This is a genomic window from Vibrio sp. ArtGut-C1 (assembly GCF_002105475.1).
GTDB classification, from domain to species: domain Bacteria; phylum Pseudomonadota; class Gammaproteobacteria; order Enterobacterales; family Vibrionaceae; genus Vibrio; species Vibrio diabolicus.
On the sequence record NZ_NCTH01000018.1, the window covers coordinates 22,714 to 49,223 of the forward strand.

Annotated in this window: 27 protein-coding genes and 1 pseudogene; 3 read left to right on the plus strand and 25 right to left on the minus strand. The window is 42.0% G+C overall.

Annotation, left to right across the window (positions count from 1 at the left end; all coding sequences use genetic code 11):
* Nucleotides 1–14: 14 nt before the first annotated feature.
* The 9 genes from mnhG to B7360_RS15550 form a co-directional block, all read right to left on the minus strand.
* Nucleotides 15–308, minus strand: a complete 294-nt coding sequence (mnhG, locus tag B7360_RS15510) for a monovalent cation/H(+) antiporter subunit G (protein ID WP_085343932.1) — start codon at nucleotides 306–308, stop codon at nucleotides 15–17.
* Complete coding sequence (locus tag B7360_RS15515; protein WP_005392606.1) at nucleotides 308–586, minus strand: cation:proton antiporter; 279 nt, start codon at nucleotides 584–586, stop codon at nucleotides 308–310. The genes mnhG and B7360_RS15515 overlap by 1 nt, the downstream gene beginning before the upstream one ends.
* The gene (locus tag B7360_RS15520) at nucleotides 579–1,055 is read right to left on the minus strand and encodes a Na+/H+ antiporter subunit E (RefSeq protein WP_005392607.1); all 477 of its coding nucleotides are present in this window, start codon (nucleotides 1,053–1,055) and stop codon (nucleotides 579–581) included. Before B7360_RS15520 ends, B7360_RS15515 begins: the two co-directional genes overlap by 8 nt.
* Nucleotides 1,052–2,548 (minus strand): Na+/H+ antiporter subunit D, encoded by a 1,497-nt coding sequence (locus B7360_RS15525; protein WP_085343933.1) that lies wholly within the window; start codon nucleotides 2,546–2,548, stop codon nucleotides 1,052–1,054. Before B7360_RS15525 ends, B7360_RS15520 begins: the two co-directional genes overlap by 4 nt.
* The gene (locus B7360_RS15530; protein ID WP_085343934.1) at nucleotides 2,545–2,898 is read right to left on the minus strand and encodes a Na+/H+ antiporter subunit C; all 354 of its coding nucleotides are present in this window, start codon (nucleotides 2,896–2,898) and stop codon (nucleotides 2,545–2,547) included. Before B7360_RS15530 ends, B7360_RS15525 begins: the two co-directional genes overlap by 4 nt.
* The gene (gene mbhE, locus B7360_RS15535; protein ID WP_101911905.1) at nucleotides 2,898–5,567 is read right to left on the minus strand and encodes a hydrogen gas-evolving membrane-bound hydrogenase subunit E; all 2,670 of its coding nucleotides are present in this window, start codon (nucleotides 5,565–5,567) and stop codon (nucleotides 2,898–2,900) included. Before mbhE ends, B7360_RS15530 begins: the two co-directional genes overlap by 1 nt.
* 166 nt (nucleotides 5,568–5,733) lie before the next feature.
* Nucleotides 5,734–5,925 carry a hypothetical protein gene (locus B7360_RS15540; protein ID WP_005392611.1) on the minus strand — a complete coding sequence of 64 codons (192 nt, stop codon included), beginning with the start codon at nucleotides 5,923–5,925 and terminating at the stop codon, nucleotides 5,734–5,736.
* 110 nt (nucleotides 5,926–6,035) lie between these two features.
* Entirely contained in the window at nucleotides 6,036–6,971 is a 936-nt protein-coding gene (locus tag B7360_RS15545; RefSeq protein WP_046875927.1) for a universal stress protein, read from the minus strand.
* Between the two features lie 395 nt (nucleotides 6,972–7,366).
* Entirely contained in the window at nucleotides 7,367–8,086 is a 720-nt protein-coding gene (locus B7360_RS15550; RefSeq protein ID WP_046875926.1) for an SDR family oxidoreductase, read from the minus strand.
* 135 nt (nucleotides 8,087–8,221) lie between these two features.
* On the opposite strand from B7360_RS15550, the gene B7360_RS15555 reads away from it, so the two are divergent.
* Nucleotides 8,222–9,130 carry a LysR family transcriptional regulator gene (locus B7360_RS15555; protein ID WP_085343965.1) on the plus strand — a complete coding sequence of 303 codons (909 nt, stop codon included), beginning with the start codon at nucleotides 8,222–8,224 and terminating at the stop codon, nucleotides 9,128–9,130.
* Nucleotides 9,131–9,223: 93 nt separating this feature from the next.
* On the opposite strand, the gene B7360_RS15560 is transcribed toward B7360_RS15555, so the two are convergent.
* Nucleotides 9,224–9,997 carry a helix-turn-helix domain-containing protein gene (locus tag B7360_RS15560; RefSeq protein ID WP_085343935.1) on the minus strand — a complete coding sequence of 258 codons (774 nt, stop codon included), beginning with the start codon at nucleotides 9,995–9,997 and terminating at the stop codon, nucleotides 9,224–9,226.
* Between the two features lie 99 nt (nucleotides 9,998–10,096).
* Here B7360_RS15560 and B7360_RS15565 point away from each other — a divergent pair, with 99 nt between their 5' ends.
* Nucleotides 10,097–11,233 (plus strand): multidrug effflux MFS transporter, encoded by a 1,137-nt coding sequence (locus B7360_RS15565; RefSeq protein ID WP_085343936.1) that lies wholly within the window; start codon nucleotides 10,097–10,099, stop codon nucleotides 11,231–11,233.
* 116 nt (nucleotides 11,234–11,349) lie between these two features.
* On the opposite strand, the gene B7360_RS15570 is transcribed toward B7360_RS15565, so the two are convergent.
* The 15 genes and pseudogenes from B7360_RS15570 to B7360_RS15640 form a co-directional block, all read right to left on the minus strand.
* Complete coding sequence (locus B7360_RS15570; protein WP_085343937.1) at nucleotides 11,350–12,453, minus strand: alpha/beta hydrolase; 1,104 nt, start codon at nucleotides 12,451–12,453, stop codon at nucleotides 11,350–11,352.
* A 223-nt stretch (nucleotides 12,454–12,676) separates the two neighbouring features.
* Nucleotides 12,677–13,087 (minus strand): hypothetical protein, encoded by a 411-nt coding sequence (locus B7360_RS15575; protein WP_006741077.1) that lies wholly within the window; start codon nucleotides 13,085–13,087, stop codon nucleotides 12,677–12,679.
* Between the two features lie 101 nt (nucleotides 13,088–13,188).
* Complete coding sequence (locus B7360_RS15580; RefSeq protein WP_085343938.1) at nucleotides 13,189–13,680, minus strand: hypothetical protein; 492 nt, start codon at nucleotides 13,678–13,680, stop codon at nucleotides 13,189–13,191.
* Nucleotides 13,681–13,688: 8 nt separating this feature from the next.
* Nucleotides 13,689–14,261, minus strand: a complete 573-nt coding sequence (locus B7360_RS15585) for an imm11 family protein (RefSeq protein WP_254048128.1) — start codon at nucleotides 14,259–14,261, stop codon at nucleotides 13,689–13,691.
* 104 nt (nucleotides 14,262–14,365) lie between these two features.
* Nucleotides 14,366–14,932 (minus strand): hypothetical protein, encoded by a 567-nt coding sequence (locus tag B7360_RS15590; protein ID WP_085343939.1) that lies wholly within the window; start codon nucleotides 14,930–14,932, stop codon nucleotides 14,366–14,368.
* Between the two features lie 116 nt (nucleotides 14,933–15,048).
* Nucleotides 15,049–15,465 carry a hypothetical protein gene (locus B7360_RS15595; RefSeq protein ID WP_085343940.1) on the minus strand — a complete coding sequence of 139 codons (417 nt, stop codon included), beginning with the start codon at nucleotides 15,463–15,465 and terminating at the stop codon, nucleotides 15,049–15,051.
* Nucleotides 15,466–15,516: 51 nt separating this feature from the next.
* A complete protein-coding gene (locus B7360_RS15600; protein WP_085343941.1) occupies nucleotides 15,517–16,086 on the minus strand; it encodes a hypothetical protein in 570 nt (189 codons plus the stop codon).
* A complete protein-coding gene (locus B7360_RS15605) occupies nucleotides 16,083–16,889 on the minus strand; it encodes an AHH domain-containing protein (RefSeq protein ID WP_085343942.1) in 807 nt (268 codons plus the stop codon). Before B7360_RS15605 ends, B7360_RS15600 begins: the two co-directional genes overlap by 4 nt.
* Before the next feature lie 14 nt (nucleotides 16,890–16,903).
* A complete protein-coding gene (locus B7360_RS15610) occupies nucleotides 16,904–18,391 on the minus strand; it encodes a PAAR-like domain-containing protein (protein ID WP_085343943.1) in 1,488 nt (495 codons plus the stop codon).
* A gap of 148 nt (nucleotides 18,392–18,539) precedes the next feature.
* Entirely contained in the window at nucleotides 18,540–19,331 is a 792-nt protein-coding gene (gene icmH, locus B7360_RS15615) for a type IVB secretion system protein IcmH/DotU (protein WP_006741083.1), read from the minus strand.
* Nucleotides 19,328–20,653, minus strand: a complete 1,326-nt coding sequence (tssK, locus tag B7360_RS15620; protein ID WP_006741084.1) for a type VI secretion system baseplate subunit TssK — start codon at nucleotides 20,651–20,653, stop codon at nucleotides 19,328–19,330. The genes icmH and tssK overlap by 4 nt, the downstream gene beginning before the upstream one ends.
* Before the next feature lie 11 nt (nucleotides 20,654–20,664).
* The gene (gene tssJ, locus B7360_RS15625) at nucleotides 20,665–21,165 is read right to left on the minus strand and encodes a type VI secretion system lipoprotein TssJ (RefSeq protein ID WP_005392625.1); all 501 of its coding nucleotides are present in this window, start codon (nucleotides 21,163–21,165) and stop codon (nucleotides 20,665–20,667) included.
* Nucleotides 21,158–22,657, minus strand: a complete 1,500-nt coding sequence (gene tagH / locus B7360_RS15630) for a type VI secretion system-associated FHA domain protein TagH (protein WP_085343944.1) — start codon at nucleotides 22,655–22,657, stop codon at nucleotides 21,158–21,160. The genes tssJ and tagH overlap by 8 nt, the downstream gene beginning before the upstream one ends.
* Nucleotides 22,658–22,666: 9 nt before the next feature.
* The gene (locus B7360_RS15635; protein WP_006741086.1) at nucleotides 22,667–23,266 is read right to left on the minus strand and encodes a hypothetical protein; all 600 of its coding nucleotides are present in this window, start codon (nucleotides 23,264–23,266) and stop codon (nucleotides 22,667–22,669) included.
* A gap of 559 nt (nucleotides 23,267–23,825) precedes the next feature.
* Nucleotides 23,826–24,746 (minus strand): annotated as a pseudogene (locus B7360_RS15640) (IS5 family transposase).
* A gap of 429 nt (nucleotides 24,747–25,175) precedes the next feature.
* Here B7360_RS15640 and B7360_RS15645 point away from each other — a divergent pair.
* On the plus strand, nucleotides 25,176–26,489 hold the full coding sequence (locus B7360_RS15645; RefSeq protein ID WP_085343945.1) for a type VI secretion system ImpA family N-terminal domain-containing protein: 1,314 nt from the start codon (nucleotides 25,176–25,178) through the stop codon (nucleotides 26,487–26,489).
* Nucleotides 26,490–26,510: the final 21 nt, after the last annotated feature.

Below are 26,510 nucleotides of genomic sequence, written 5' to 3' on the forward strand. Positions count from 1 at the left end.
AAACAAGAAAAAACTTAATCATTACGCCAAATTTTGTAGCCGACCTCTCGCATTGCTCTGCCGAGCAGGTGGGAGGCAACTGGCGCAGTGAGAACGATAAACAACATCGTACCGATAACTCGGGAGATCACGGTGACTTCAGGAATTGAGAAGGCAACCGCTAGTAGTAAGCAACTAACTCCGACGGTACCTGCTTTGGTTGCGGCATGCATTCGGGTATATAGATCTGGCAACCGCAACACACCTAAACTAGCGCTTAGGATCAATAACGTCCCTACACATAAAAACAGCCCAATCAACACATCCATTATTCTTTCTCCTTCCTTTTAACGATCAAACGCGCAAATGCGATTGTGCCAAGAAATGCGACCAAACCTAATGTAATGGCGATATCTAACAAGGCATCCTCACCACTGTCTAAGGTGTAAACCGTAATAAAACCGATGGTGATAAATGAAATCAAATCTAACGCCACAACTCGGTCAGCCAGCGTTGGTCCTAAAATTAAACGGAAGAAAGCCATAACAAAACTGAGTAATAACCCTGCATAGGCAAAAGTGACACTTATTTGCAGCCAACTATCCACGCGTCACCTCCAAAATTCGATGCTCTAATCCGTTTTTAATTCCACGGATAACTTCTTCATGCTCAGGCGCAAACATTGCATGAACGATAAGATGCTTTTTATCAGGCGTAACGTCCAAACTGAGTGTGCCCGGTGTTAAAGAAACCATATTCGCAAGTAAGGTGATTTCAAGGTCGGAATCGACGTCCAAAGGAACATAGACGATATCTGGCTGGCTCAAATGCGTTGGCGTCACGACATCCCACACGACTCTTGCAACCGATATGATCATTTCATAAGCGAAGTACACCAGTAACTTTAATGCCGACGCAAAACGTCGAAAGTAGCTGGTTTTTAATCCAAATGGTTGGCTCAACCGTAAGGCAAAAAAACCGACCGTAAATCCGACAATAAAATTCAAACTCGAATAGCTGCCGTTTAACATCATCCATGCTAATGCTAAGAAAAGATTGAGGAATAGATAGATCATGGATTTCCTCCCAATACCGCTCGAATGTATTCATTCGGATTTAACAGTTGTTTAGCGGCTTGAACAGAAAACTGATAAAAAGGCTCCGCCACCAAGCCTATGATCAACGTGAACATGGTCAATACGGCAATTGGAACGCAATACAACCAATGTACTTTGACTTGCAGAGTCTGTTCTGTTTTCTCCCTAACCGGCTTTTTCCAGAATGCCTCACTCCAAATTTTCGTCATCGAGTAGACGGTAAGCAGCCCCACCAACAGCGCGGTACCGGCTAACCAGTAATATTCAGCCTGTAAACTCGATTTGATCACCAAGAATTTGCCCCAGAAACCAGAGAGCGGCGGAAATCCTGCCAGAGAAAACGCAGGGACAAGAAACAAGAACGCTAACCAAGGCATTGCTTTATATACCCCGCCCAAATGTTCAAGTTGACTAGAGCCATATTTGCGCTCAATAAAGCCACCGATTAAGAACAAATTCGCTTTTACAATGATGTGATGAACAATGTAGAAAATAGCACCAGCTAAAGCTAAGGGAGTGTAAATCGCCAACCCCATGATCATATAGCCTATTTGGCTAATGATGTGAAAAGAAAGAATCTTCTTAATGTCGAATTGACTTGCCGCCCCCAAAACACCCGTTAACATGGTGAGGCCAGCAATCCAAATCAACGTCGGCTGCCAACCACTCTCGGCGAGCGGAAATACTAATGTGAAGACTCGCATTAACGCGTATACGCCGACTTTAGTAAGCAACGCAGCAAACAGCGCAACCACACCACTTGGTAAAGTGTGATAAGAAGCTGGCAACCAAGCAAATAAAGGAAATAGTGCCGCTTTGATAGAAAAGGCAAACAAAAACAAGGCGGACAACATCATGTTGATGCTCAGTTCGCTCTCTCCCGCTTTGGTATAGAGATCGGCCAAGTTCAAGGTGCCCGTTGCGCCATACAACAAACCGATGGCAAGCAAGAACACTAGCGTCGAAATCAGGTTCAACATCACATACTTCACTGCCCCATCAATTTGAGTTTTCGTTGCATCTAATACCATTAAACCAAATGACGCGATGAGCATGACCTCGAACCAAACATACAGATTAAAAATATCTCCGGTGAGGAACGCGCCATAAACACCAGCAAGCAACACGTGCGTCAACGCATGGTAATTGCTATAGGAAGGTTTTCGGTGAAGGTCCACCATGGCATAGAAAACACATATCGCACCAATCACTGCCGTAATCATCACCATGGCAACGCTGAAGTAATCTGCGACAAAGACGATACCAAACGGTGCTTGCCACTGGCCAAAAGCAACGGCTTGAATACCATTACTTATGATGTTTTCTGTGAGAAGTCCTGCGACAACAAGGTTCAACATCGCACTCGCGCCACTTAACCACTCAGCACTTTTTGTTGAGCGACGTACAAAGAAAATGGTCAGCGCCGTACTCAATGAAAGAACAACAGGTAACGTCAGTAAAATCGAACTCATTGACCCTCCTCAGAACGTTGCATTTCATCGACGTCTGCGGTTCCAGAATCTTTATAAGCTCGATAGAACAACATTAAAGCAAAAATAAGTAGCCCAAAACCGATGACTATCGCGGTTAAAATCAGCGCTTGAGGTAATGGGTTTGCCGCGCCATCTGGTGGAAAAAGTGCATTATCGCCAATCAATGGCGGCTCTCCAGGAGTCAGCCTTCCCGCTGTAAAAATAGCAAGGTTAACCGCACTGCTGAGTAACATGATACCGAACAAAAGACGCAAGATATGTTTTTCTAGCATTAAGTAAATGCCTGCGGCGACAAATACTCCAACGACAACACTCCAGACTATTTCCATCACTCTAGCTCCTCATTAATACGAAGCAGCATCCCCATCACGCCACCTATAACGGCAAGATAAACACCAACATCAAAAACCAACGGCGTACCCAGCGGTATCACATCTTTCCACCACAACCCGGTTAAAAACGGTTTATCAAACGCAAAGCTCAAAGCTCCTGATATCAAGCTCAATGCGATGCCAAATAACGCAATGAAAAACGGCTTGAAATACAATCTAGAACGAACGTATTTCGGTGATTCCGCGAACATGAGAAGCGATAAGCCAATAACGGCAATCAATGCACCAATGAAGCCACCACCCGGTTCGTTATGACCACGTAATAACAGATACACAGAGAACACGAGCATGAGCGCCGCGACGATATGTGCCGTGGTTGCAAAAATTAATGATTGAATACGGTTTTGCTTTTTCGCTCTTGTCTTAAGCAAGCTCACTGCTGCAATCCCAGCAATGACAACGACGACAACCTCTCCCAATGTATCGAACGCACGAAAGTCGACGAGAATGACGTTGACAATATTGCGCCCATGCCCGCCTGGGACACTATTTTCCGCAAAGAAATCCGACACCGATGAATCCATCGGCTGGGACGTGATTCCTAACAAGAGGAAAGTAATCGAAACACCTATCACGCCCGCTATACAAACATTCGCCAATTTACGTTTTATTGAATGCTTGGGCACGGTGGTTAAACGCGGCATATGACGCATTAACAATGCTAAAAAGACCACCATTAATGTTTCCACTAACAGTAGAGTCTTCGCGACGTCCGGAGCACTGTAGATCATAAAAACAAGCGTGGTCATAAAACCAATCATACCTAGCGCAGAAATCGCAAGAAGCCTTGAGTGAGACAACGTACATACGATCGCTGCACCAATCAGCAATAAGGCAATGCCAATCTCATAGAAAGCCACGTTTGAAAGCTGCTCTAACAAAGGCAGAGGAATAAATGCTACCTGACCAAGTAAAGCGACGGCGAGTACCGCGAAAAATAGCAGGACATAACGACTCAACTTCTTTTGCTGCAACAGCGCCGTTTGCCACTTCGCCAGTGTCATCATGTCATCTAATAGTCGTTCAAAAACATTCTCTGCTTTGGGGACGAATAGATGTAACCGCTGAAAAAATGCAGACACAGTGGGATAAACACGGTACACCACATACCCCAATACTAGCGTGATAACGCTTAGGACTAGCGGTACATTCACACCATGCCATAATGATGTCGCTTTAATATCGGCTACAGGCAGAATGTCAGCAGAGCCAGGAAAGGTGATGTTGTGATCTAACCAATTTAAACCGACTAAAGGAACGATGAGACTGCCAAGTGCCAAGAGTAAAGGTGAAACCCACATAGCCTTTTTGGCCTCAATCGGCTTCGTTTCAATTGGCACGAGATCACGGCGAGCAAAGAATGGTCTCGCAATAAGCATAATGGTTAGCGCAACCATCAATATATTGACCATTAAAAGTACAAAGGCGATCCAGTTATTGAGCTCTACTGCGGATTTGTACATGTATTCTTTGCTCAAAAAGCCTAACAACGGCGGGAATCCCGCTTTAGACAATGCAGCCAAACTCCCCGCAACCATGCTGATGACGAGCACTGACTTCAAGCCGTACAGTTGATCAATATCTCGTGTTCCTGTCGCTTTGTCGATATTGCCCACCACCATAAACAGCGCTGCTTTATAGAAAGAGTGAGCGAGAATAAACATCAATACTGCACTCACGGCCAAATCTGTGCCCATACCTAACAATAATGTTAGTTTCCCCAAAGCCACGTTCGTGCTGTAGGCTAGCATCAGCTTCAAGTCAGTTTGTTTTAATGCGACAAACGTGCACCAAACGGCGGTGATACTCCCTGTGATCACTAGGGCATAAAACCAAACCTCGCTATGAGCATAAACTGGCGATAAACGCGCTAACAAGTAAATGCCCGCCTTTACCATTGTTGCCGAGTGTAAATACGCACTGACTGGAGTGGGCGCTGCCATCGCGTTAGGTAGCCAAAAATGAAACGGGAACTGCGCAGATTTAGTAAATGCACCAAGTAGTATGAGCACTAGAGATGGCATAAACCATTCGTGCTGCGCAATCGTGTCCGCCTGAGCGATGATCGTATGTAACTCATAACTCCCTGCCATCGCTCCCAACAAGATAAGGCCAGCTAACAACGCTAATCCACCAGCACCTGTAACGATCAACGACTGCAGTGCATTTTTTCGTGACGTTTTGTTTTCGTGATTAAAACCAATCAGCAAGTAAGAAGTGATGGTGGTGAGTTCCCAGAAAACGAACAACAATAGGATGTTATCGCTCATCACAATCCCTAGCATGGCAAGCATGAATAGGGTTAGGTATAAATGAAAGGAAAATCGGCTATCACTCTCTCGTAAGTAAGCCAAAGCGTATATTTGGATCAGTGCGCCAATCCCGCTGATCAGCCCGGCAAAAAGGAATGACAGACCATCTAACCTAAAGCTGAAGTTAATATCGAGGCCAGGTATCCATTCCGCATTCCAGCTTACGCCTGCGGGTGTGTAGATGTAAAAAAGAAAAGAGAAGATTAAAATTGGCAGCACAGGGAAAATCAGTAAGACCAACTGATTATCGGGATTTTTCGGCAGGTTTTCTTTACCCGTTATGCTATTCAACATCGCAGCCCATTCATTTTTATAAGAAAGTTCGCCCTATTTGGCGCAAAGATAAAAAGCTCCACTTGATTGTTTTAGCCCAAGCATTTCAAAAAAGATCATAAAACCAAGGGATAAGTAGCAATCAGCAATCACTGAATGCTACTTAAAGGAACGTTAATACAAACAGCTACTTACTGTCCGCTACGGTGTAAGAACGTAGATCACTACTTACGTGTTCTCGACTGAATGTGTATGGATTATCGTCATCAGTTAACTCGAACGCATCGTAGGTGCAGTCACCGATATCATTTCTCGGACAAACATAAACGTTCGAACGTTCTATCATTTCTGTGTGGCATTTCGGGCATAGGTTTTTCATGTCACTCTCCTCTGATAACTTATTGATACACTGATAATTCCATGTTCTAGAACTCCGTCTCCCTCCTTTACCTAAAACAACCACTTAAACCCAGGTTTGTTACACACCAATTACTGAATCGGCGATACAAAACCATCGGGCTTAAGAGCGACCAAACTACAGTTTATAGATTGCAAAATGTTTTCAGCCGTATTACCAATGACGTAGCCAGATATCCCAGTTCTCGCTAAGGTACCCATGACTAGAACGTCCACTTCTATGCTTTCTACGTAATCCGGGATTTTTTCATCAGGCTTTCCGTGTAAATGATGAATCACAATTTCACCCGTAATCCCCGACTCTTCCAGCAGTTGTTGTAGAGCTTGTTTATGATCGGCTTTTGCTTTGTCGAGTTCATGTTTCAACTCAGCATCGTCGACTTGAATCCAAGCATTGTCATGTAGGTAATTCTCTAAGTAATATTCCCAGCAAGAAATCACATGTAAACGACTGTCACAGGTGTCGGCTATTGAACGAGATAATTCAAGTAAACGCACCGCTAATGAGTGCTGTTCATCGCTCGCCGTTAACGGATCTATAGCAACAGCCACACGGCGTTTGTCTCTCGGCTTATCAATCGGTCGGTGTAACCATAATGGACAAGGACATTTGCGTAACAGTGTCATATCAATGGCTTTGAAGCCTTCAGCGCCTTCACCGAGTGGTTCAGCTTCTTTGATGATAAGATCTTTGTTGTCAGCTAATGCTTCTTTAATGATACAGACAGCGGGTTTTTCACTGCTTTTCACAGTAAGAGGAAATGCCAGATCATCTTCAGAAAGATCGAGCTTCTGTCTGTATTCCTGAATGCTTTGTTTGAGGGAGTCTTGTAGCGATTGCTCATAACTTTGCTGATACTGGAGCATATCCGCGGGGAAATCGGGGCACGCAATTAGCCCTGAAACAGGTACTTTGTTGCTGGATGCGATCCTCATCGCTTGTTCGAGCGCCTCACTATGACCAGGCAATCCTTGTGTTGCAAAAAGTATGTTCGCGAATCGTTTCATACACACCTCCTTGTTTGGTTAAATATTAACCACCCACAAAGTATAATACCTAACGGATAATTGTAACGGCTTGTGACGTTGATGAAATCAATTCTCATTAAGCTATGGATATTGCTTCATTTTGCTTTACGTCACCTTCTCCTTTTCTTTACGACTGTGGCCCGCTGACCCAATAGAGCGACATACTAAAAATTGAGACCAAATAAAAACCCAAATTACTCAAAGTTTTTTCTCACCTTGAGTAACTTGGGTATAAGCAATAACACACTTAGGCTACGGACTTAAATGGGTAACCTAAATTTTCATACGACTTAGTTGAAAGATGCCATATCAATCACGAATCAGTGTGCAAATATTCACAGCCCTAATGATCCAGAAGTCGCTGTAAATTAATGTTAAGGTTGCTGTTTTGTTGGTGCCAAAGCAATTTCGCGAACACATACACCTTGCGGTTGCTGATAAGCAAACAGCACTGCTCGTGCAATATCGTCGGCTGCCAACACGCCCCCCATATCCTCTTTCCAAGCATCATAGCCATCTTTAATATCTTGAGACGTAGTATGTGAAAGTAATTCAGTTTCCACTGCGCCAGGTGCAATAGTCGTAACACGAACATTCGATGATGCGACTTCTTCACGTACGTTTTCAGAAATCGCATGAACCGCAAATTTGGTACCACAGTAAGCGGCATGATCAGGAAATGTTTTCTTGCCCGCAATAGAGCTGATATTAATGATCGTACCACTGTTACGCGCTTTCATCGGTGCTAAAACGGACTGCATGCCATTTAGCAAGCCAAGTACGTTCACATCAAACATGCGCTTCCACTCCGATGCGTCCTGAGTATCTATCTGGCCTAGAAGCATAACGCCTGCGTTATTTACAAGTGCATCTACCGGACCATACAACGCTTCTGCTTTCTCAATTGCCGCTTCAAAAGAAGCTTTATCGGTCACATCTACCTTTTCACAAAGCGTATTTGGTAAGTTTAATGCTTCTAAACGTTCTACACGTCTTGCTAACAAAAGAAGAGCATGGCCCTGTTCGCTGAAATGACGTGCAATCGCTTCACCAATGCCTGAACTAGCGCCTGTAATAACAATTAACTTTTTCATTTTGAATCCTTAATAGAACGGTTTACCTCAATGGCGATAAGTTTAAGAAAACTTTGTTTGTTGATATATACCGACCTAGTTGAAACACTGTTGTTATACTGCAACAATACTTTTTTGAATTACGCAGAAGTCATCATGCAAACACACATCAACCTTGCGGATATTCGCTCTTTCGTCCTAATCGCTCAACTAGGAAACTTCACGAAAGCAGCAGAGCAACTTGGCGTTTCTCGCTCACACGTTTCACGTCAAATAACAAATCTGGAACAACAGATTGGTGTCACTTTGCTACAAAGGACCACTCGAACACTGAACCTCACCGAAGCAGGCAAGGTTCTGTATAAACAGTGTGAAACTGCCCTTCATAATATTGATCAAGCTGTTATGGCAGTGGTTGATGATGTAGAAGAATTAAGAGGCGAAATTCGTATCAACTGCGTGGGGGGTTATTTAGGAGAAGACGTTGTTGCAGATATCGTTTCTCAGTTTCTAATCCAACACCCACAAGTGAACATTAACTTAGATTTTAGCAGCCATCGTGTCGATTTAATCGCGGATGAATTCGACATCGCTTTTCGAATGGGAAAGTTAGACGACTCCAACTTTATCGCTCGCAAACTGATTGATGTGGAAATGGGGACGTACGCAAGCCCAAGTTATTTAGAAACACATGGCTATCCTTCGCATCCAAAAGACTTAGAAAAACACATTTGTTTGACAGGTAGTGTGACACGCTGGGCATTCGAGAACACAAATACAAAGCAGTCAACGGAACACCAGATACGTGGACAGTTACGATGTAAGAGTGGCAGAGTAATGATAAAAGCAGCGTTGGCGGGAAATGGTATCATCCGTGTACCAGCACTTTATTGCCAACAAGAACTCCAGACAGGCAAGCTAAAAGAAGTGTTTACCGACTGGAGCATTCCGAGTGTGGAGTTTTCACTCCTTTACCATCACGACCGACATCAACCAAAACGCATCCGAGCCTTTATTGACTTTGCTACTCAATATTTTCGTCAGCTGCCGAGTAAACACAAGTAACGTGCTCGATAGCATTTCACTATGTGAACCAATATATACGGAATCTATAAAACCCAAATTTGTACTAAAGAAATACGTAAGCATCGTGATGTTTTAAGGTCTAGTTTTCATAAACATTAGCGGTGTTTGCCCAGTTTGCTTTTTGAAAAATGCAATAAAAGCACTGTCTGAAGAAAACTCCAGCCAATCAGCAACGGCGCTGACTTGCATTCCCGTAGATAACAATTCAACTGCTTTTAAGAGCCTCCACTGTTGACGCCAATCTTGATAATTCATACCCGTTTCCGACTTAAATAATCGTGTTACCGTCTTGGTGCTTGCCCCAACTTTGCTTGCAAGAGTAGTAAGCGAAGGAGCGAGAAATGAAGGTTCAACCAACTCTCGACGAAACGTTGTTAAGCGCCGATGCGATGGCAAAGGCAACTGAAACGAATAACGTTTCGCAGCATAAAACTCCTCCCAAAAAAGCGCCGTCGTATTTACCATCTCGCTGCTAGGCTTATCCCACTCCCAAAATGACATTTTATCAATAAGAGCTTGGAGTAAATTATTCACTTCTATCATCGTGATCTTACTCGGACAGGCAAACTCCTCACAATCAAAATACAAAGATCGATACGCCACCACATTCGTCATCAGTGCGCGATGCGGCGTATTAGGTGGGATCCAAACCGCCTTTGTCGGGGGCAGAATACAAATCGAGTCTTTCAGAGCAAAACTCATACAACCTTGAGGTGCGTACAACAATTGCCCTTTCTTGTGCTGATGCATACCTGAGTCGTGCTTGCCAATATCCGCAGCAATTCCCACTACACAATTAGAAATTTTGTCTGCGTCAAATTGTGTTTCTTCGTCAATAAGTGCCATTTTGTCCGAATGTTGATGTATTTGGTTTTTATGTTGTTATTGGCTCAATCATAGCCTCATTTATACTGCCCGCCAACTTCATTAACAATGGGTAACAATATGAATACTAAGCCCTCTTTATGGCTCATGCTGGTTATGTTGATGTTTCCGCAAATTGTAGAAACCATCTATAGCCCAGCGTTGAGCTCAATCGCTCTATCATTTGATGTAAACCACGCACAAGCAGCACAAACACTGTCGATTTACTTCCTAGCTTTTGCCATTGGCGTTGTAGTTTGGGGAGTGCTCGCAGATAAACTGGGAAGAAGGCCCACTATGCTTATTGGGCTCTTTATCTATGGTTTTGCGTCTTTACTCGCAACTCAAACCGAGAGTTTTTCTGTTGTCATGGCTGCGCGAGCCCTGAGCGCATTTGGTATCGCGGTAGGTTCCGTTGTCACACAGACCATGCTTCGTGACGCGTTTGACGGTCAAGAACTGAGTAAAGTCTTCAGCTTAATGGGGATGGGTATATCAATCAGCCCGGTAGTAGGCATGCTATTAGGCGGACAGCTTACAGGGCTTGGTGGATATCGTTATGTATTTTTCGCTTTATTTTTAATCGCGTTAGTATTGCTCGCTTATAACGTTATTAAGCTTCCTGAAACACAGAAAGAACAGACACCAGTACGGTTGCGTCAACTTAGCTGGAAAATGGTAAGAGACGCGCGAATTTGGCGCTCAGGATTACTGGTTGCTTTGTATAACATTGCTCTATTTTCTTATTACCAGCTTGGCGCATTTACTTTCTCAGCACTTGGGTATAGCTCCGAACAATTTGGATACAGTGGCATGGTACTGGGGTTAGGCACTCTGCTTGGGAGTTATTTAAACAAATCCCTAGTGTCTAAAAATGTTCGAAAAAACCAACTACTTTGGCTCTCCGCAGTATTGCTTAGTTTGGGATCAGTCGGTGTGTTGATTCTGAGCCAATCAATCTGGTTTGTTGCTCCAATGATGTTAGTCGTCATGTCGTATGGGATTGCGATACCCAACATACTCAGTGATGCACTCGTTGATTATAAACAACAGGTAGGTAGCGCAGGTGCTTTATTTGGGCTCATGTACTACATCATGATCGGGACGGGATTAGCGATGGCTGGAACAGTACAAAACTTAGGTGTCGTTCTATTAGCATGTAGCTGTTTAGCGATTTTATTAGCGTTTTCTACAAAACAAGTTCATACCGACTTGTGAGTATAATAATGAAATACTCTCCGTAATGGTTCACCGAGAATCTAGAGAATTTTTCAATCAATAGGAACTGAGGAGCACAATAGTAACCGCTCCTCAGTTGTCTTCTAGAGGGCGATCTAAACTAAATTAACCTTAAAGAAGCTCTCTAATTTATCAAATGGGATCACATCCAATTGATCGTAGAGATCCGTATGATTCGCATTTGGAATGATCATCAATTCTTTAGGCTCTGCCGCCGCTTCATACGCCGTTTCACTGAAATAGCGAGAGTGCGCCTTTTCGCCATGAATGAACAACACTGGGCGTGGAGATATCTCTTCAATGTAGGTCAGAATTGGCATATTCATAAACGACAGCGGCGTTGTGAGTGTCCATGCAGCATTTGAGTTAATCGCTCGTGGATGAAAGCCACGTTCAGGAGACTTGTAATAGGCTGCATACTCAATAACAAATTGGGGCTCACCTCCAACTAACTCAAGCGATACTGGCCCGTAAGTAGGTGTTCCATTTTCGGCGTCTTCCCATCGTTGCAGGCTTAGCTGCTCTAACGTTTGCGTGCGCTGTTCAAACGTCGTACTGTCGTTATAGCCTGTAGACATTACACGGGTCATATCATACATCGTACTGGTTGCGACTGCTTTGACGCGTTTATCTGCAGCAACTGCGTTTAACGCCATGCCGCCCCAACCACATATGCCTATCACACCAATTTTCTGACGATCAACGTCTTTCTGTAGGCCAATAAAGTCCACAGCTGCGCTAAAGTCCTCTGTATTGATATCAGGTGATGCAACGTTTCTTGGTTCACCACCACTCTCTCCGGTATACGACGGATCAAACGCTAAAGTAATGAAGCCTCGCTCGGCTAATGTTTGAGCATATAACCCTGAAGACTGCTCTTTCACAGCGCCAAATGGACCACTAATGACGATAGCCGCAAGCTTGCCACTTTTATTTTTAGGTTGATAAAGATCCGCTGCCAACGTGATGCCATAACGGTTTTTAAAACTCACTTTGCGATGTTGAACTTGGTTACTTTTCGTAAATCTTTTATCCCAGGTGTCACCAAGATTTATTTGCGTCTCAGCTTGAACAGAACTCGTTGAGAGCGCTCCAACTCCCATAGCAACCACGCTGGCACCCGTCATTTTCATCATATTGCGACGACCTTCATCAGGTTCATCTTGGTAACTTGCTTGATTGTCGTTCTGGCTTTTCATGGTAGACACTCCTAATTAACGTAACACACGATGAGTACAGTACGCGGAGGCTTTATCGCTCCTACTTTACTGACACGTACATTGTTGCAACTTTCGTATTTTTTCGTTAACCAGATACTACGCATTGCTTGCCTAATCTTCCGAAGATTGGTCTAAACCTCTTCTAACGTTAATTAAGGCGTAAATAAAAAGCGCCTGTCGGCGCTTTAATTATCTATAGCTCTTATTGCCATGTTGGCTCGCCAAACTCTTCACAACGTTGCTTGTCGTAATTTTCAATGCGCCCGCGTTTACCTACAAACTGAACCTGAACAACCATTCCAGCTTCAACATATTCACTGAAATAATCGCAAGAAACACGAAAACTAGTATCGCGTATCACAATTGGTACCCATTCATAGCCGCCGCTGCGTGGTAAGTAAGACTTGAAGGTAATGACCCCATCATCTGAAACGTTGATTTCTTCATCATATTCATTCAACTTATAAAAGCGTTGTCCATCAAACTCTGCCTTTGCTTTTTCAATTATTTCCTTCGTTGCTGTCGATTGCATCGGCGTATTTGACACCAGTTGACACCCAACAACAGATGTCAATACGGACAAAGCCAAAGCGAGTTTAGTTATTTTATTCATTTACCTAACCACTGTAGAATTATTCAACACTTACCATTTTAAAAGGAGGGAGACCATACTTTATTTTTAATAAAAGAAAAAGCGCCTTTCGGCGCTATTAATTATACATCTCTTATCCAAACGTCTTTGACGTCTTTTTTAAGAAGGTCAATCACACTTTGGTGAATGAAAACGAAGCCAAAATCTTCTTCTAGTTTAAATATTAATCGTTCTTCTAAAGGAATATTTTCTAATTTAGAGAAGTCAAACTTTGTTGATTCGATATCTAACCAGTTCAACATACCGTATTGTTTTTCTTTGTCCGTCAATTTATAAGTTTGATGGATATAAGGCATTCGATAATCTTCGTAAACTTTAATTTCATCATCAGATGGCTGGCTTGGGGAACAATCCACTCGAGCGTCTAACCACTCTACTCCGTGTACGACCAGTTTCTCTACTTTTGACGCAATATCACTGATGATAAATAGCTTTGGAGAAAAGGTCATTTCCAAAAGCAGATCAGGCTCTACTGGCACTATTGGCTTAGGGCTTTGCTGGAATGGGAAGTTACCTAGGTCTTGTTTAGTTAGTAAATGATATTGTTCTTTCATTTTAAGCCTCAGTACTTTGGTACTTCCTTATCACAATCCAATTTAAAAGCTCTTAAATCACTAAATGATTCAGTGCCACTCACAAGATCAAAAATTTCCTCACAGAAAATTGTTGCGGTCTCTGCCCCTTTAACGCGGAACAAAACTCTATTTTGAAGAGGGATTTTTTTTAATTTCTCCTCAGATAAATAAAGTTCCATAACTAACATCTTATTTCTCTTGGGTGACTTTCTCATTCTAGATTTAGATTCATCAATAACATCTAAAACATTATTTAGTGCCAACAAATAACGACTTGATAACGAGCCATCTGGTAATCTAAGTTCTGCGGGGTAACATTCGATCCCATAAGGGTCAAAACTCATCACCAGTTCAGCGAACTCCTTACTAACACAGAGATCACCATTATCCGCAATATTACCTACACCTTTAATAAAACCATCCGTAGATTCCCAAACAATAGGCTCTAAAGAGCTTGTGGGCTCAAATTGCGCTTTGCTATACAAGGGCTCTCTACTGTCAACACATGTATAAATCATTTGCGAAATTTGGTAATTTTCACTAATAATCGAGAATTTCATATTTTACGTCACTTACTTTCCAATACCATATGAATATAGATATCAGGATTGAAAAATCATTTCCTTTTCCTAAAAAACCTTAACCACCTCTTTTAATATTAAATTTATACAAACTCCGAATAATCATCAACAGAGAAAAATTCTATCCCCTGTACTTTCTGCTCAAGAAACTTTTTCACAATGGAGTTATGGTAAAATACTTTATCCTTCCAACCAGAATCCCAAAATATAAGTCTTTTTTCAACTTCTATGTTATCGATCAAATCATCATTTACAACCAACTTATTCATTCCAGAGATAAACTCTTCACCTTCAAATTCATCGTAAAAATCGAACTCACTTTTATCTCTGTCAATTACATTTATTTCATTGCAAAGCTGTAACATTTTATAAGCATAATTTCCATTATCGACAAGAGTTATGTCAACCCAGTTCACTCCAAATAAGTGATTGAAAGAAATACCCTCAAAAACGTCACTCCTTATTACTAGTGAAGGAATTAAAAACACATCGGTAATCTTATAATCTTCTTTAAGAGCAAACCTTTTTACAAGCGGAATTGGCTTATTAGGATATGTAAATACGCTAGATGGAACCGAATCAGAGAATTCATCCGGAAAATCATAAAGTGGTGTTTCAACAACTTCTCTAGCAAAGTAATAATCGCTCATTTACAATCTCTGACGTTCTTATTTTACTCCTGTTCTTTAATTCAACAGGCAACAACGGTGCTTCAATAATAATATTAAAGAAAAAGCGCCATGAGGCGCTTTTCAATGCTGGCAGTCTAATAACGGCCATATGGAGCTGTGGTATCATACCATACATCGACACATCCAGCTGACTTCAAGTCTTTAACGAAGTTCTCACTAATATATAATTCATTATTCTCGTTAAAAACAAAAGCATATTTTTCTTCTACTTCTAAATCTGTCAGGGTTGGAAATTGTAAAAGTTCAATTGTTTTATAATCATCAAACTGTCTATCATAATCGTCAGGATGACTACCAAAATCAAAATTACTATCCCAAGTATCTTTTCCTTCTAACCAAAATTTATTTAACTTTTCTAAAATTTCTTCCCAAATTACGAATCGGATATTATTGTCAAAAATAATAAACAAGTCAGGGTTAGAAAAAACCATACCTGGTCTTTTTTCTGGTAGAATATTGCTTAAATTTTCTTTAATAAACTTAATATACATATTACTTCAAGAATAGTAATTTACATAAAAATCATTCAAATTTAATTTCATCTATCTAAAGTCTGAATAGCCGTCTGCCGGTATAAATTCCACACCGACTAGCTTAGAATTTTTTATTTTTTCAACTAAACTTTTATGGAAAAAAACACACTTCAACCAACCAGGATCTATAACTACCTGCCTTCTATCTACTGGTATAGTCTGAATTAGTTTTTCATCTAATATAAGATTAAGAATACCACTAATCATCTCATCACCATTAGAATCCTTTCGGTACCTCTTGATCTTACTTTTAGATCTATCAATTAGCTTGATCTCATTGACAACTTGTAGCATAAGAAAATCATGTTCGCCTTTATCATGAAGTTTAATATCGATCCAATTAATCCCAAAAATGTTATTAAAATTTAATTTCGAAAATTCATTTTTCTTAATAGAGAAATTTGGCATCTCAAGTATATCTGGGATTTCATAATCATCTTGTGGAAAAAATTCGACTATCAAGGGAACAGGTGCTTTAGGGTAAGTAAAACTCGTTAAGGGTACTGAATCGATGTATTCATCTGGAAAACAGTAAATTGGGGAATTGACACACTCTCTTGCAAAAAAATATTCACTCATTTTCCAACCTCAAGTTTTCTAGGTTTCATAATCTTACCTTTTACATTCTTTATATTGTGTTTTTCTTCCGGTAGCTTGGAAGATCTACTTGGGCATGCGCTTCTTGATTTACTCTTGCTTTCTATATTATTCTCGCCTGCACAACCTATATCACTTGCCGGAGAGTAATCATGACCAAAAGTCGAAATTGTATATAAAAAGCTATCTAAACACACTAAAATGTCTTCAGAGACGTCGTCTAAATCAGACTGAAAGTGCCTTTTATTCCCTGATTTGCAATAATAGCCTCTTTTTGCACTTTCTTTTACACCTTTAATATCCCGATTAACCGACTTTATATACTTTATATCATCCAGCCGCAACTTAGACACTACAGGGTCAGGAACCTTTGTTACCGGAATTGATGTAAGTTCACCACTTTCAAGATCTGAACTTGTTTCCCAAAACTGTTCTTGCTCGGTCTTGAAGTCCAAACCTCCACCATGGCCAGACTTATGGACGTGTGTATTGACTTGACAAGCGATATCCGTTTTGGAAGGGAACATTACCCCATTTTTCCAGGTGTTTATATCATACTCATATGCTTCTCTGTATTTTTTCCACTCTGGAGTATCTAAGTTTTTAGTTGTTATGATGTGGTGAGCCTGAAGTCCGAACTGTCCGTCATCCCCCTTCAAACGTCCATCCGCCCATAAATGTTCATTGAAGCCCGACTTATAGTGCTTAGATTTAATTGCTTTTGCTAAAGCAGGCCCTGAACCTTTTATAAGACAATGTGTTTTTGCAGTTGAGTTTTTAGCCATGATGGTATTGACCTCTAATAAGCATCACATTTTTCTGGTTTTTTCTTACAAACGGGACAGACAAAATCTTTTTTATCTTTGTCCTCATTCGCCTTTGCGGAGTTCTTTCCTGACTGAGCAGACTCACCGGTATTATGTTTTACTTTTGCTGGGTACGTTTTCTCGCCCTTACCTAAGATGCGAGCAAAAAGCTTATCAAACTCGCCCATCGCTTCTTTTAGTTTGTCCGGCACCATCTTATCGATGATTTTCACTTCATCCGCTAGCTTCAAGAAATACGCGCCGAGCTCATCTGCGCCCATTCTGTTTGCGTATGAAGCCAGCTCAGTTGCCACTTCAATACAAGGTTTTAGAACATCGCTAACAATCTGGCTGGTTTGTTTCGCGTAATCCACCCAATCTAACGTGCGCAAAAATTTTTCTGGATCGCCTTTACCCATGCCTCTTAAAACGGCCAGCAAAGTATCTTTTGATGTTCCTTTACCGCCTTTTAGCGCAACTTTACATGTGCCTTTAACCGCACTACCAAACGTAGGAACACAGCCGACAAGGGTAAGTGAAAGTGCTAACCAATTTTCGGGCTTATCACGCTCTTCTTCACTCAACAAAGTCATAATGTTCGCAGATAAATCGCGTACATCAGCAGCTTGGTCTACAACAGGAATCATCGTCAGCGCCGTATTGGCGATGATCTGCTCGACAGAAGCATCATCGTTGAAATCACCAAGAATCACACCCCAAATCCAGCTGGCAGCACCAGACATTCGCGTCCAAGCATTTTCCCAGAAACCAACTTCGCCTTTCTTTGTTTCTTCAATGATCAGTTGAGCGTTAGCACTAGGATTAAAGTTCGGATTGGTCTTAGTTGGAACATTCGGCATAAAGTCTCGGCTGTCCTCGCCGTACTCTATGGCAAACTCACCCGGAGCAACGCCACCAACAGATGCTTTACCGTTGTTGTCGAGAGTTCCTTCAAACACCGCGCCAGATTGATCTGTGAGAGTGTATGTTGCGCCTTGAACGGGTTCACCGTCTGAGTATGAGAGGTATAAGTCAACCGTATACGTCCCTTCCTGCTCTTCCGTCACAGAAACCGATGGGTTTTGTGCACCGCCCAAGCACATGGTGTTGGCTTTGTTCATGGTCATTTGATCGGACAGGCGACAAACGCCCTTGCCCTCAAATTTAACCGTTGGTGAAGCTGAAATAAATTTTGCTTCGGCTTCTATCGTGCCTGAGGCAACGCCTTTTCTGTCACCGCCCGCATCGCCAGTACTTTTTGAGAACGTACTGCCCTTGATAGCGACACTGTTACCGCCATCCATAGAGACTGTAGTAGTCCCACCAGCAAGGTCTGCTGATTTAGCATTGTTGCCATAAGGGATAGGAACGACTGGCTTGCCGACCTTAGTTAAACAAACATCTGGGAGCGTTGCATTCGCTTCACCACCTGAGCCTTTATGAACTATCGAAAGTCCATTCGCACCAACTGTTACGCCCATAACCAATCCATTTGAATTTTATTGATTGAATGATAAAAGAGATCGCACATTGCAATCTCTCTAAATGACTAGTGAATTTCACTAAAAGACCAGTGACATTCACAGCAAACCTTAAAACTGGCAGAAGATCTCATTTTTAGATTTCTGGTTATCTATACACTTCAAGCAGTTGCTGGAATTTTAAGTCTATGACGATGTAGGTTGCCGCATACATAAGCGCAAACGTAATCGCACTAAGACTCAAGATCAGCTTGGGTGAAATTACCCTTTTTAACGGCTTCTTTAGGTATTTAGCTTTAAGGTTGATTAAAGAAACTTTTTCTTGTTCTGCTAGGCGGTCATCTCGCACTAATCGATAAATGGTGCTGCCAATTTCCGCTAACTTTTCGTTACCACGCTCTTCACGGCCGTACTTGCCTTGGAAACCAAGTTGAAGCAATAAATAGAGAAACTCTATAACGTGACGGTATTTGCGAGGGTCGGCTTTTAAGCGGTCGAGAATAACGAAAAACTTGTCACCACCAGATGTTTCGTTATGGAATTCAGACAGTAAGCTGTTCTGGCTCCAGTGACTATTTGCCCCCCATTCTTGCCGACAAACAGATTCATCAATCGCCGCACACAAGCAGTAACGAATAACAAGAACCGAAGCACGATCGAGCTCCATTTCATTAAGTTTTCGTTCACCTTTTCGAATCTCACGTGCCACTTGTTCACGAAATGGCATCGGGTCATCAAGCCAAGGGATCGAAGACATACAAGACAGACTGGCGATCAACCATGAGAATTGATCTACCAGCGGGTTAATACCCATGTTGTCGATAGATAGATCTTGTACTGCGATGTTTCTCGATAAGTCAGGCGCTGGCATTACCTCCATTGGTTTGCCAGGCTCTGGTTGGAATAAGACTACGGTGACGTCTGTTTCTGCGTAACTCATAGACGAACGGCCCAAAGTTGCAATGATAAGTTAGCGAAATCGCCCGCAACGTGAATCGCAATCGCAGCAGTGTTCTTCAATGCCATCCACTCTTCGCCCGTTTTATCGAGCTCGAAATAGGTATAGCCAGCGTGATACGGCAGCGCGCGTGGCACAACTGGCATTGGTTTGATCTCAATCCCAGGCAGTTGAAGGTTAATCAAGTCGCGAATGTTATCGATTGAACCGATCTTCGTTTGGCTGACAAATTGCGTATGCAGGACATCCAAGGTAACGTCGGCTTTAACAGCAAGAATAAAGGTCGTCGTATCAATGATCTTATTGTCAGGGATCGCTGCCGTTCTGATGCCATAGTTCTGATCTTTTAAGGTCAGTGGAATTGCTCTTTGTTCAGACATCACGCTCAATGTCATTTTCGCACTGTCTAGAACGCGAGAAAGACAGCTAGTAAGATCACCATGATTGTACTTAGTAAACTCAATAGGTCGGCGTGTCGTCGAGCACAGCGTCGAAAGCTCGCCCTCTGCCTGAAGAAGAATTCGATACAAAGACTCAGGGTGTACAGCTTCTGTGTTTGCAAAATGCCAAAACAAGGGTTCGTATCTATTGAGCGCTTGCAATAACATAAAGTCAGAAACTGATGATACGCCTTGTTGATCCACTACCCCTAATCGCTGAACTATGGATTCTGCGCGGTGCTTTAGCATAGAAGCAAACTCCGTCGCGAACTTATTAAGTACCGTAGATGCGTGAATATCAATACAGGTAGGAATGAAACTATCATCTAAGATCACGCTACCATCTGGCTTCACTTCCGAGATCTTGAGGATCGGAATAGACGTGTAAGCACTTTTATCTTCATGGTCGTACATTAAGCAAAAGTTAAGCTTACCGACGACGATATTTGCCATGTCTTCCGAATCATAACAAGCATCAACCGCTTCTTGAGATTCCATCGTATAACGTGCACCGTCTTTTTTAGTGCCAAATAACTCAGAACGTTCCGATGGTAACGGACAGCACAAATAAACCACTTTATCGGCAATCGAAGGATCCACATCTTTCACTTCTGGTAGTTCAGCGAGCAGTGGAAGCTCAAATGGCGTGCGGTCCTGTAGGATGCCTTCTGCACGCGTAATACCAATTTTACCGAGGGCTAGCAGTTGTGAATTTATTTCCAAACGCTTAATCCCCCAATGTAAAGGAGATGCGTTGTTGCTCAACATGCTCGACAGTTTACTTTGCGAACGATCGAGTTGTTGAAAATGCTGCGGCTTCATGAACATTCCATCTTGCCAAACAACTGGATTGTATAAAGACATGTTTCTATCCCTTAAAAGTAAACCTGTTCAATGCCGCGAGTATTATCAGAAATTAACTCACTGCCTTCTAACTTGAGCTTGATGTAGTACTCGCTCTTCTCTTCAATGACTTCAACTTTACGCCATGACGAACCATCAATATCACGAAAGGCCACAGAAAAACCGACGGCACGAGTGTCAGGGTCTAGCGTTAGCATTTCATGAACTTTTCCACCTGGCTGTATTTGATATTCATAACGTTTGATGTACTCATCACCCAACGACGCTTTATCGTTTTCAAACAGCGCAAAAAAATCTAAGCTTCGGAATAAAACTGGCGAATTTAATTCGTGAAGGCGGAGAATGACCGGAGATGACTGCCCCCCATCTCTCACATTGAGTACAGGTGACGCCTCAATAACCAATTCAATGGACGAAGTTTCTGGTGTGATACCCGTGGACTCTTTAAATTGATCCCACATGGAACAACCGGACAACATGGCAAATCCGAGTAATACGGCGATACTACGCATGGTTTCCCTTAATCACTTTGTTATAGTTTTTCTTAATCAGCCCTTTTAAGGATGTTTCGTTGAGCAGGCGACGATTTTTAGAGTAGAAATCTAAATATTCGCCCCACAGTTTTGACTTCGTTGAGAACAAAGATTGACTCGCCACTTTGTTAGCAAATGCAACGGGATCGTTCGTCTCTGATTGTTCTAAAATGAGCTCATTCAGCGCTTTATTAAACGTGACTTGGTGGTCATTCAACTCATCAAGCATTTGTTCTACCAGTTCATTTGGAGCCAGTAGATGTTGGCTATTGAGAGTCAGCATCAGCTCCGCAATGTTAGAGTTAGACTCACTCGTACTCTGCTCTTCTTTCAAGGACTCTACTTCGTGTAATTCTTTCTGCAGGTTATCAATACATAAGCGCAAACAAGTGCCCATTTGTTTGAACAACTGAGCTTCATTCGTCATTAGCTCAGGATTTCGAATACCCAAACCATCAAAAAACGCTTGTGCTATATCTTGAGAACAGGCGGTTGCTTCGATACCCGCTTGCTCTTTAGTCGTACTGTTTATCTTAGGTTCTGCAGCAGGCATTTGAAGTTGCGGATTAGTTTGAGAAGAAGGGGTAAATGACTGTGTCATCTCTTCCCATTTTGAGCCCGTAGCAGTATGTTCGACGATCGCCTCTGTGGAGTTAGGTGCACGATGTTGTCTTTGAACTGCCCTATCTAGAATCGTCGTTTGGGGTTGAATCGTCTCTTCTGAGACAATATCTTCTCTATGTGGCGTACCGTTCTCTACCTCTATCCCTAACGAACCCTTTATTGATGCGTTACTCTTGGTCTCCGTAGCCATCCAATCTTCAGGTATGAGGCTTGGCTGATCGAACTCGGAGTATATGCTGAAACTGTCATCGACCACCTGACGTGTGCTTTCCACCGTTTTAGGCTGTTCAGGTTCTGGATGCTCATCGTCACGAATTAAATAATCATCATCTCGCTGCATTGAAAAGTTAAGGTGCGCAACAGGATCATGACAATCAATGTCATCCTGTTTAGTCTCCATAAACAAATCTTCTAAAGCGCCTACTTTTTCTTCTTCTTCGACAACTGCGTCTCCGAGGCTAACCAAAGGATCATTGGATACTCGCTCAGGGGCTATATCAGCGGCAATGTCTTGTGTCGAGGTAACATGCTCCAGAGAAACGCCAATTTCATATTGTCCTAAAGAAATAATATCGCCATCGACTATCGCAACAGGTTGATTTTTTAGTATTTTGTTCCCGTTAACCATAGTGCCATTGGTGGATACGTCACTAATATAGTAGGTATCTCCATACACACTGATCAGGCAATGAGTGCCTGATATAAAGCGGTTGTGATCGGTTAAAGACACACTACAACTTGGTGAACGCCCCATTGAACCGCCACTCTCGGGCATTTCAATGTGCTTAGCACCCGTGTATTCCTCTGGGCATTTAGAAATAAATAGAACTAGCTGATTTGAGTGCATCTATATACCTCAAAATAGCATAGAAACAGACAGTTCAAGCCCACCTATCCCATCATTGATAACTGGGAGAATATAAGAGGCTTGAGGAATGATTTGTATATGAGCATCTGGGTTACTACCTAGCTTAATGACCGTACCAACGGCGATAACTGCACCCAGCTCGAACTGATCGATGTCCTCGACACTCTTATAGCGGTAACCTTCTGGGTCAACTTCCCAACGGTTTGAATATTGTGAGTAACCTGCAGATAAACCAGCACCTACGTACGGTGTGAAAACGCTCCAAGAAGCCAGCGCATATTGCGGTACAACACGAAGTTCATAGTTAGTTACTTCTTGATATAGACCGCTAGCTGGCGCTTCGATATCTTCTGCTAGGTAGTTAAGCCCTAACCACCAGCGCCAACGGTTATTATTTTCATCAATAGGGCGAGAATGAACCAAGCCAAACCTTAGAGTGTCTTGTTCACCACTGTTACCTTCTTCGTAATTAATGCTATCGATAGTCAACATACTGGCAGAGAGTCCATAACGCTCTCCCTTTGCGACTGCAAAAGAAGAAAATAGACACATGGCTGAAATCAGCCCGATTTGACTTGGTTTTAGCATTTCGTCCCTCTAGGAAAACCGATATTCTACTTAGAGGCGAAAGATATCAATTATATTCTCTTTTTCAATAAGCCTAAAAAAACACCTATAACTTAATACATTTCAACTACAGGGTTGGTTATTTTACCTACAAACAAAAACTAATGGACCGAACTGAGTTAAAGCAATGAGCCTGTAAACCTATTTAATTAAATAAAAATTAAGAAGGCTCTATCACCAATTTAAGAGGGCTATTTTAAAGAACACAGACGAACAAAAAACAGACAAAATTAACAATTTAATCACATTTATTAACTCAAAAGATCGACTTCGTCATATATAAGGCTCTCCTTAAAAACAAATCGAACTATTGACATTAATATTATGAACAAAGATCACACTAAGGATAATTTAATTTATTTTTTAAGTGTTTTTATTATCTAAACAACTTCTTTTATCTATAGAATCACTTCGGTAATGCACTGCTTACAATTTAATATAACAGCAGTGGAGTCCTATATACCTTGGCTTTGTTGCTTAATTCGATGAGAAGACATAGTAGCCCCATGTTGTTCAGTTCTTAAACAACATACTGAGTTTCAGGCATACCTAGCCCTGTAAGCTTGTTCAGCGCTTTGATCATAGCGTAAGTCTCACCAACTTGAGCGTTGTAGTCCCTCAGGCTTAATTTCCCACCTAACAACTGTTTTACCCGATACATTGCTGTCTCTGAGAGCGAGCGCTTATGATAACCATACCGCTTTTTCCATTTCTTGTTAGAGCCGTAGAGCTTCTGGCAACCCACTGCTAAGTTGCGAGGATGTCCTCGTTCCCAGAAGGCTGCCCCTTCTCGTGGCGGAATGAGCGGAACAGCTCGCTTGAGCCGTATGGCATCATGGCAATTCCTTGTGTCATAAGCACCATCGCCTGATATCTCAATGATTTTACGACGTGTCTGCTTAAGCAAGTTGGGAAGTACTTCGGCATCGGTTACGTTAGATAAGCTCAGCTCTGCTGCGACTATTTCGTGGGTGCTAGTATCTACTGCGATATGCAGCTTACGCCAAACCCTACGCTTCCCGTCAGTACCATGCTTCTTGACCTTCAATTCGCCTTCGCCATAAACCTTGAGGCCAGTGGCATCAATGGCGAGGTGTTGTATCGCACCTCTGGTTTTAGTTTTAAATGAAACCTCAACTTCCTTAGCTCGACGGCTTATACAGGTGTAGTGGAGACAAACTAGCGGGATGTTAGCCAGCTTAAATACCGAGTCTAGAAATCCTTGCAGTGCTCTCAAGGGCATAGAGAATATGCGTTTCACCATCAGTGCAGTAGTAATGGCTAAGTCGCTGAATTGGCGAGGTCTGCCGCGCTTGCCTTGTTTGTTTTACTTCCACTCGGCTATCGCTTCCTCATCAATCCAAAAGGTCAGAGAACCACGGTTTATTAAGGCTTTGTTGTACTGCGTCCAGTTATACCCGTTCAACTTGAAGATGCAGATTTCAATATCTGAAAATTATCCGTAATTCTGGATGCCAATGAGCCTGCAACTCGGGTATAGTTGTTTTGTAACGAGGTTTAGGCATGAGGCTACGACGATTAATGGGTGTAGCCGATCAGATCGTAGCTTCTTGATTTAGTTCCATCGATTTAAGCAACAAAGCCTGAAAATTAGTTTAGCTCTATGAAAATCGTAAAAAATAAATCACTTATAAAGCGTGAATTAAATCACCTTTTATATTTTGTTACATCCTTGATGGTTTTTAAGTGATTGTATTATTAAATAAAATTTACCATACGCAGTTGTTCTTGATTTTGAGACATCGAATTCGTTGATTGATTGGTTTTTTATGGTATCGTTCCCATATGCCTTAATACTTCTATTCCCGTATACCTTAATACTTCTATATGATCAGTTGGAATTTGCCTTATGTTTTTTAGCGACTTCGCTCGAAGACCAATCGATGAAAATAACCCAAGCGGCTCTAACCCTAATGGCTCTGAAGACTTTGACGAAATAAAACGTCAAATAAATAATCTTAATAAAGTCACCGGAAGAGTCTCTTGGAAAACGGTTCAAACACTCTCAAAAAAAATCTTGAGCACTCACGCAAAAGACTTACGTTGTTGCTGCTACTTCACAGTCGCATCAACATATAACGATGGTCTAAGAGGCCTTGTTGAAGGGTTAAATTCATTGCTTGATGTGTGTGTCGTCTATTGGAATACCGCATACCCTGAACATTCAAAGTCAAAAGCACGAATGAGCGCAATTGAATGGATGGTGGAGCATACTGAAAAACGTATTAATAAGCACCGTGCGTTGCCGGAAGAACTTCCACTGATTGAAGCTGCGCACCAGTTGTGTTTAAGAATAGAGGAAGAGCTTCGCCTTCATTACGGTATTCAAGCGCCTTCATTTGGTCGCATTCGTCGTATCTTAAATCAATGGGCTGAACAGATAAAAGAACAACAACATGCCATAGAGTTACGCGAGAAAAAACAAGCAAATACTAACGCTTCAGCTTCCGCACAGGCAACACCTGAAATTAAAGTGAATGTATCTCCCTCTCCTGCCCCGGACTCGCCATCCCCCCTCAACAACAGTGAAAAAACGAACCCAACAAAGTCCGGCCGATTTATGATCTACTTCATCATTGGCTTGATTGTTACGGCGATATGTTCACATTTTGTATACGAACAACAACGCTATCGAACGCTGGAGCAAAAAATTAGTCAAGCTTCACTTAATGAACTTGTAAAGTTGGTCGCCTCGTTAGATTACGAAAATAAAAAATATGCCCAGTCACTGAAAACACCAACTATTAATCGCGTAGATATTATGATGAATAACTGGTTTTTAGACTCGGCCAAAGTAAGTAACGTCAGCGAGCTCGATAGCTTGACCAATGAATTAATCGCAATCTATCCAGATTCATCTTCTGCCCAGCAGCTACGTCAAAACTTTTTGACACAGAGCGCCCATTTAGAAGACCAGTTTATGGATGTATATAAGCGATTTTCAGACGCAAGAACGGTGTTTGCCAACGTAGCTAGACAGAATGTAGATAAGAACTCTAAAACGGCGTACGAATATAGTAACTCACTATTCCCGCTTCTAGGTCGTATTGAATACGCTGAAAAGTATTCACAGCAAAAGGAAATTGACCGCGCAACCCTTTTACTGAACATCTACCTATATAAATTGAGTCAGCTACAAGCTGAAAAAACAGACAATAAATAACAATACAATTAAAGAAGTTTT

Coding starts and splice junctions, on each gene's coding strand:
- mnhG (WP_085343932.1), bottom strand. CDS start 308: ATGGATGTGTTGATTGGGCTGTTTTTATGTGTAGGGACGTTATTGATC.
- B7360_RS15520 (WP_005392607.1), bottom strand. CDS start 1,055: ATGATCTATCTATTCCTCAATCTTTTCTTAGCATTAGCATGGATGATG.
- B7360_RS15525 (WP_085343933.1), bottom strand. CDS start 2,548: ATGAGTTCGATTTTACTGACGTTACCTGTTGTTCTTTCATTGAGTACG.
- B7360_RS15530 (WP_085343934.1), bottom strand. CDS start 2,898: ATGGAAATAGTCTGGAGTGTTGTCGTTGGAGTATTTGTCGCCGCAGGC.
- mbhE (WP_101911905.1), bottom strand. CDS start 5,567: ATGTTGAATAGCATAACGGGTAAAGAAAACCTGCCGAAAAATCCCGAT.
- B7360_RS15540 (WP_005392611.1), bottom strand. CDS start 5,925: ATGAAAAACCTATGCCCGAAATGCCACACAGAAATGATAGAACGTTCG.
- B7360_RS15545 (WP_046875927.1), bottom strand. CDS start 6,971: ATGAAACGATTCGCGAACATACTTTTTGCAACACAAGGATTGCCTGGT.
- B7360_RS15550 (WP_046875926.1), bottom strand. CDS start 8,086: ATGAAAAAGTTAATTGTTATTACAGGCGCTAGTTCAGGCATTGGTGAA.
- B7360_RS15555 (WP_085343965.1), top strand. CDS start 8,222: ATGCAAACACACATCAACCTTGCGGATATTCGCTCTTTCGTCCTAATC.
- B7360_RS15560 (WP_085343935.1), bottom strand. CDS start 9,997: ATGGCACTTATTGACGAAGAAACACAATTTGACGCAGACAAAATTTCT.
- B7360_RS15565 (WP_085343936.1), top strand. CDS start 10,097: ATGAATACTAAGCCCTCTTTATGGCTCATGCTGGTTATGTTGATGTTT.
- B7360_RS15570 (WP_085343937.1), bottom strand. CDS start 12,453: ATGAAAAGCCAGAACGACAATCAAGCAAGTTACCAAGATGAACCTGAT.
- B7360_RS15575 (WP_006741077.1), bottom strand. CDS start 13,087: ATGAATAAAATAACTAAACTCGCTTTGGCTTTGTCCGTATTGACATCT.
- B7360_RS15580 (WP_085343938.1), bottom strand. CDS start 13,680: ATGAAAGAACAATATCATTTACTAACTAAACAAGACCTAGGTAACTTC.
- B7360_RS15585 (WP_254048128.1), bottom strand. CDS start 14,261: ATGAAATTCTCGATTATTAGTGAAAATTACCAAATTTCGCAAATGATT.
- B7360_RS15590 (WP_085343939.1), bottom strand. CDS start 14,932: ATGAGCGATTATTACTTTGCTAGAGAAGTTGTTGAAACACCACTTTAT.
- B7360_RS15595 (WP_085343940.1), bottom strand. CDS start 15,465: ATGTATATTAAGTTTATTAAAGAAAATTTAAGCAATATTCTACCAGAA.
- B7360_RS15600 (WP_085343941.1), bottom strand. CDS start 16,086: ATGAGTGAATATTTTTTTGCAAGAGAGTGTGTCAATTCCCCAATTTAC.
- B7360_RS15605 (WP_085343942.1), bottom strand. CDS start 16,889: ATGGCTAAAAACTCAACTGCAAAAACACATTGTCTTATAAAAGGTTCA.
- B7360_RS15610 (WP_085343943.1), bottom strand. CDS start 18,391: ATGGGCGTAACAGTTGGTGCGAATGGACTTTCGATAGTTCATAAAGGC.
- icmH (WP_006741083.1), bottom strand. CDS start 19,331: ATGAGTTACGCAGAAACAGACGTCACCGTAGTCTTATTCCAACCAGAG.
- tssK (WP_006741084.1), bottom strand. CDS start 20,653: ATGTCTTTATACAATCCAGTTGTTTGGCAAGATGGAATGTTCATGAAG.
- tssJ (WP_005392625.1), bottom strand. CDS start 21,165: ATGCGTAGTATCGCCGTATTACTCGGATTTGCCATGTTGTCCGGTTGT.
- tagH (WP_085343944.1), bottom strand. CDS start 22,657: ATGCACTCAAATCAGCTAGTTCTATTTATTTCTAAATGCCCAGAGGAA.
- B7360_RS15635 (WP_006741086.1), bottom strand. CDS start 23,266: ATGCTAAAACCAAGTCAAATCGGGCTGATTTCAGCCATGTGTCTATTT.
- B7360_RS15645 (WP_085343945.1), top strand. CDS start 25,176: ATGTTTTTTAGCGACTTCGCTCGAAGACCAATCGATGAAAATAACCCA.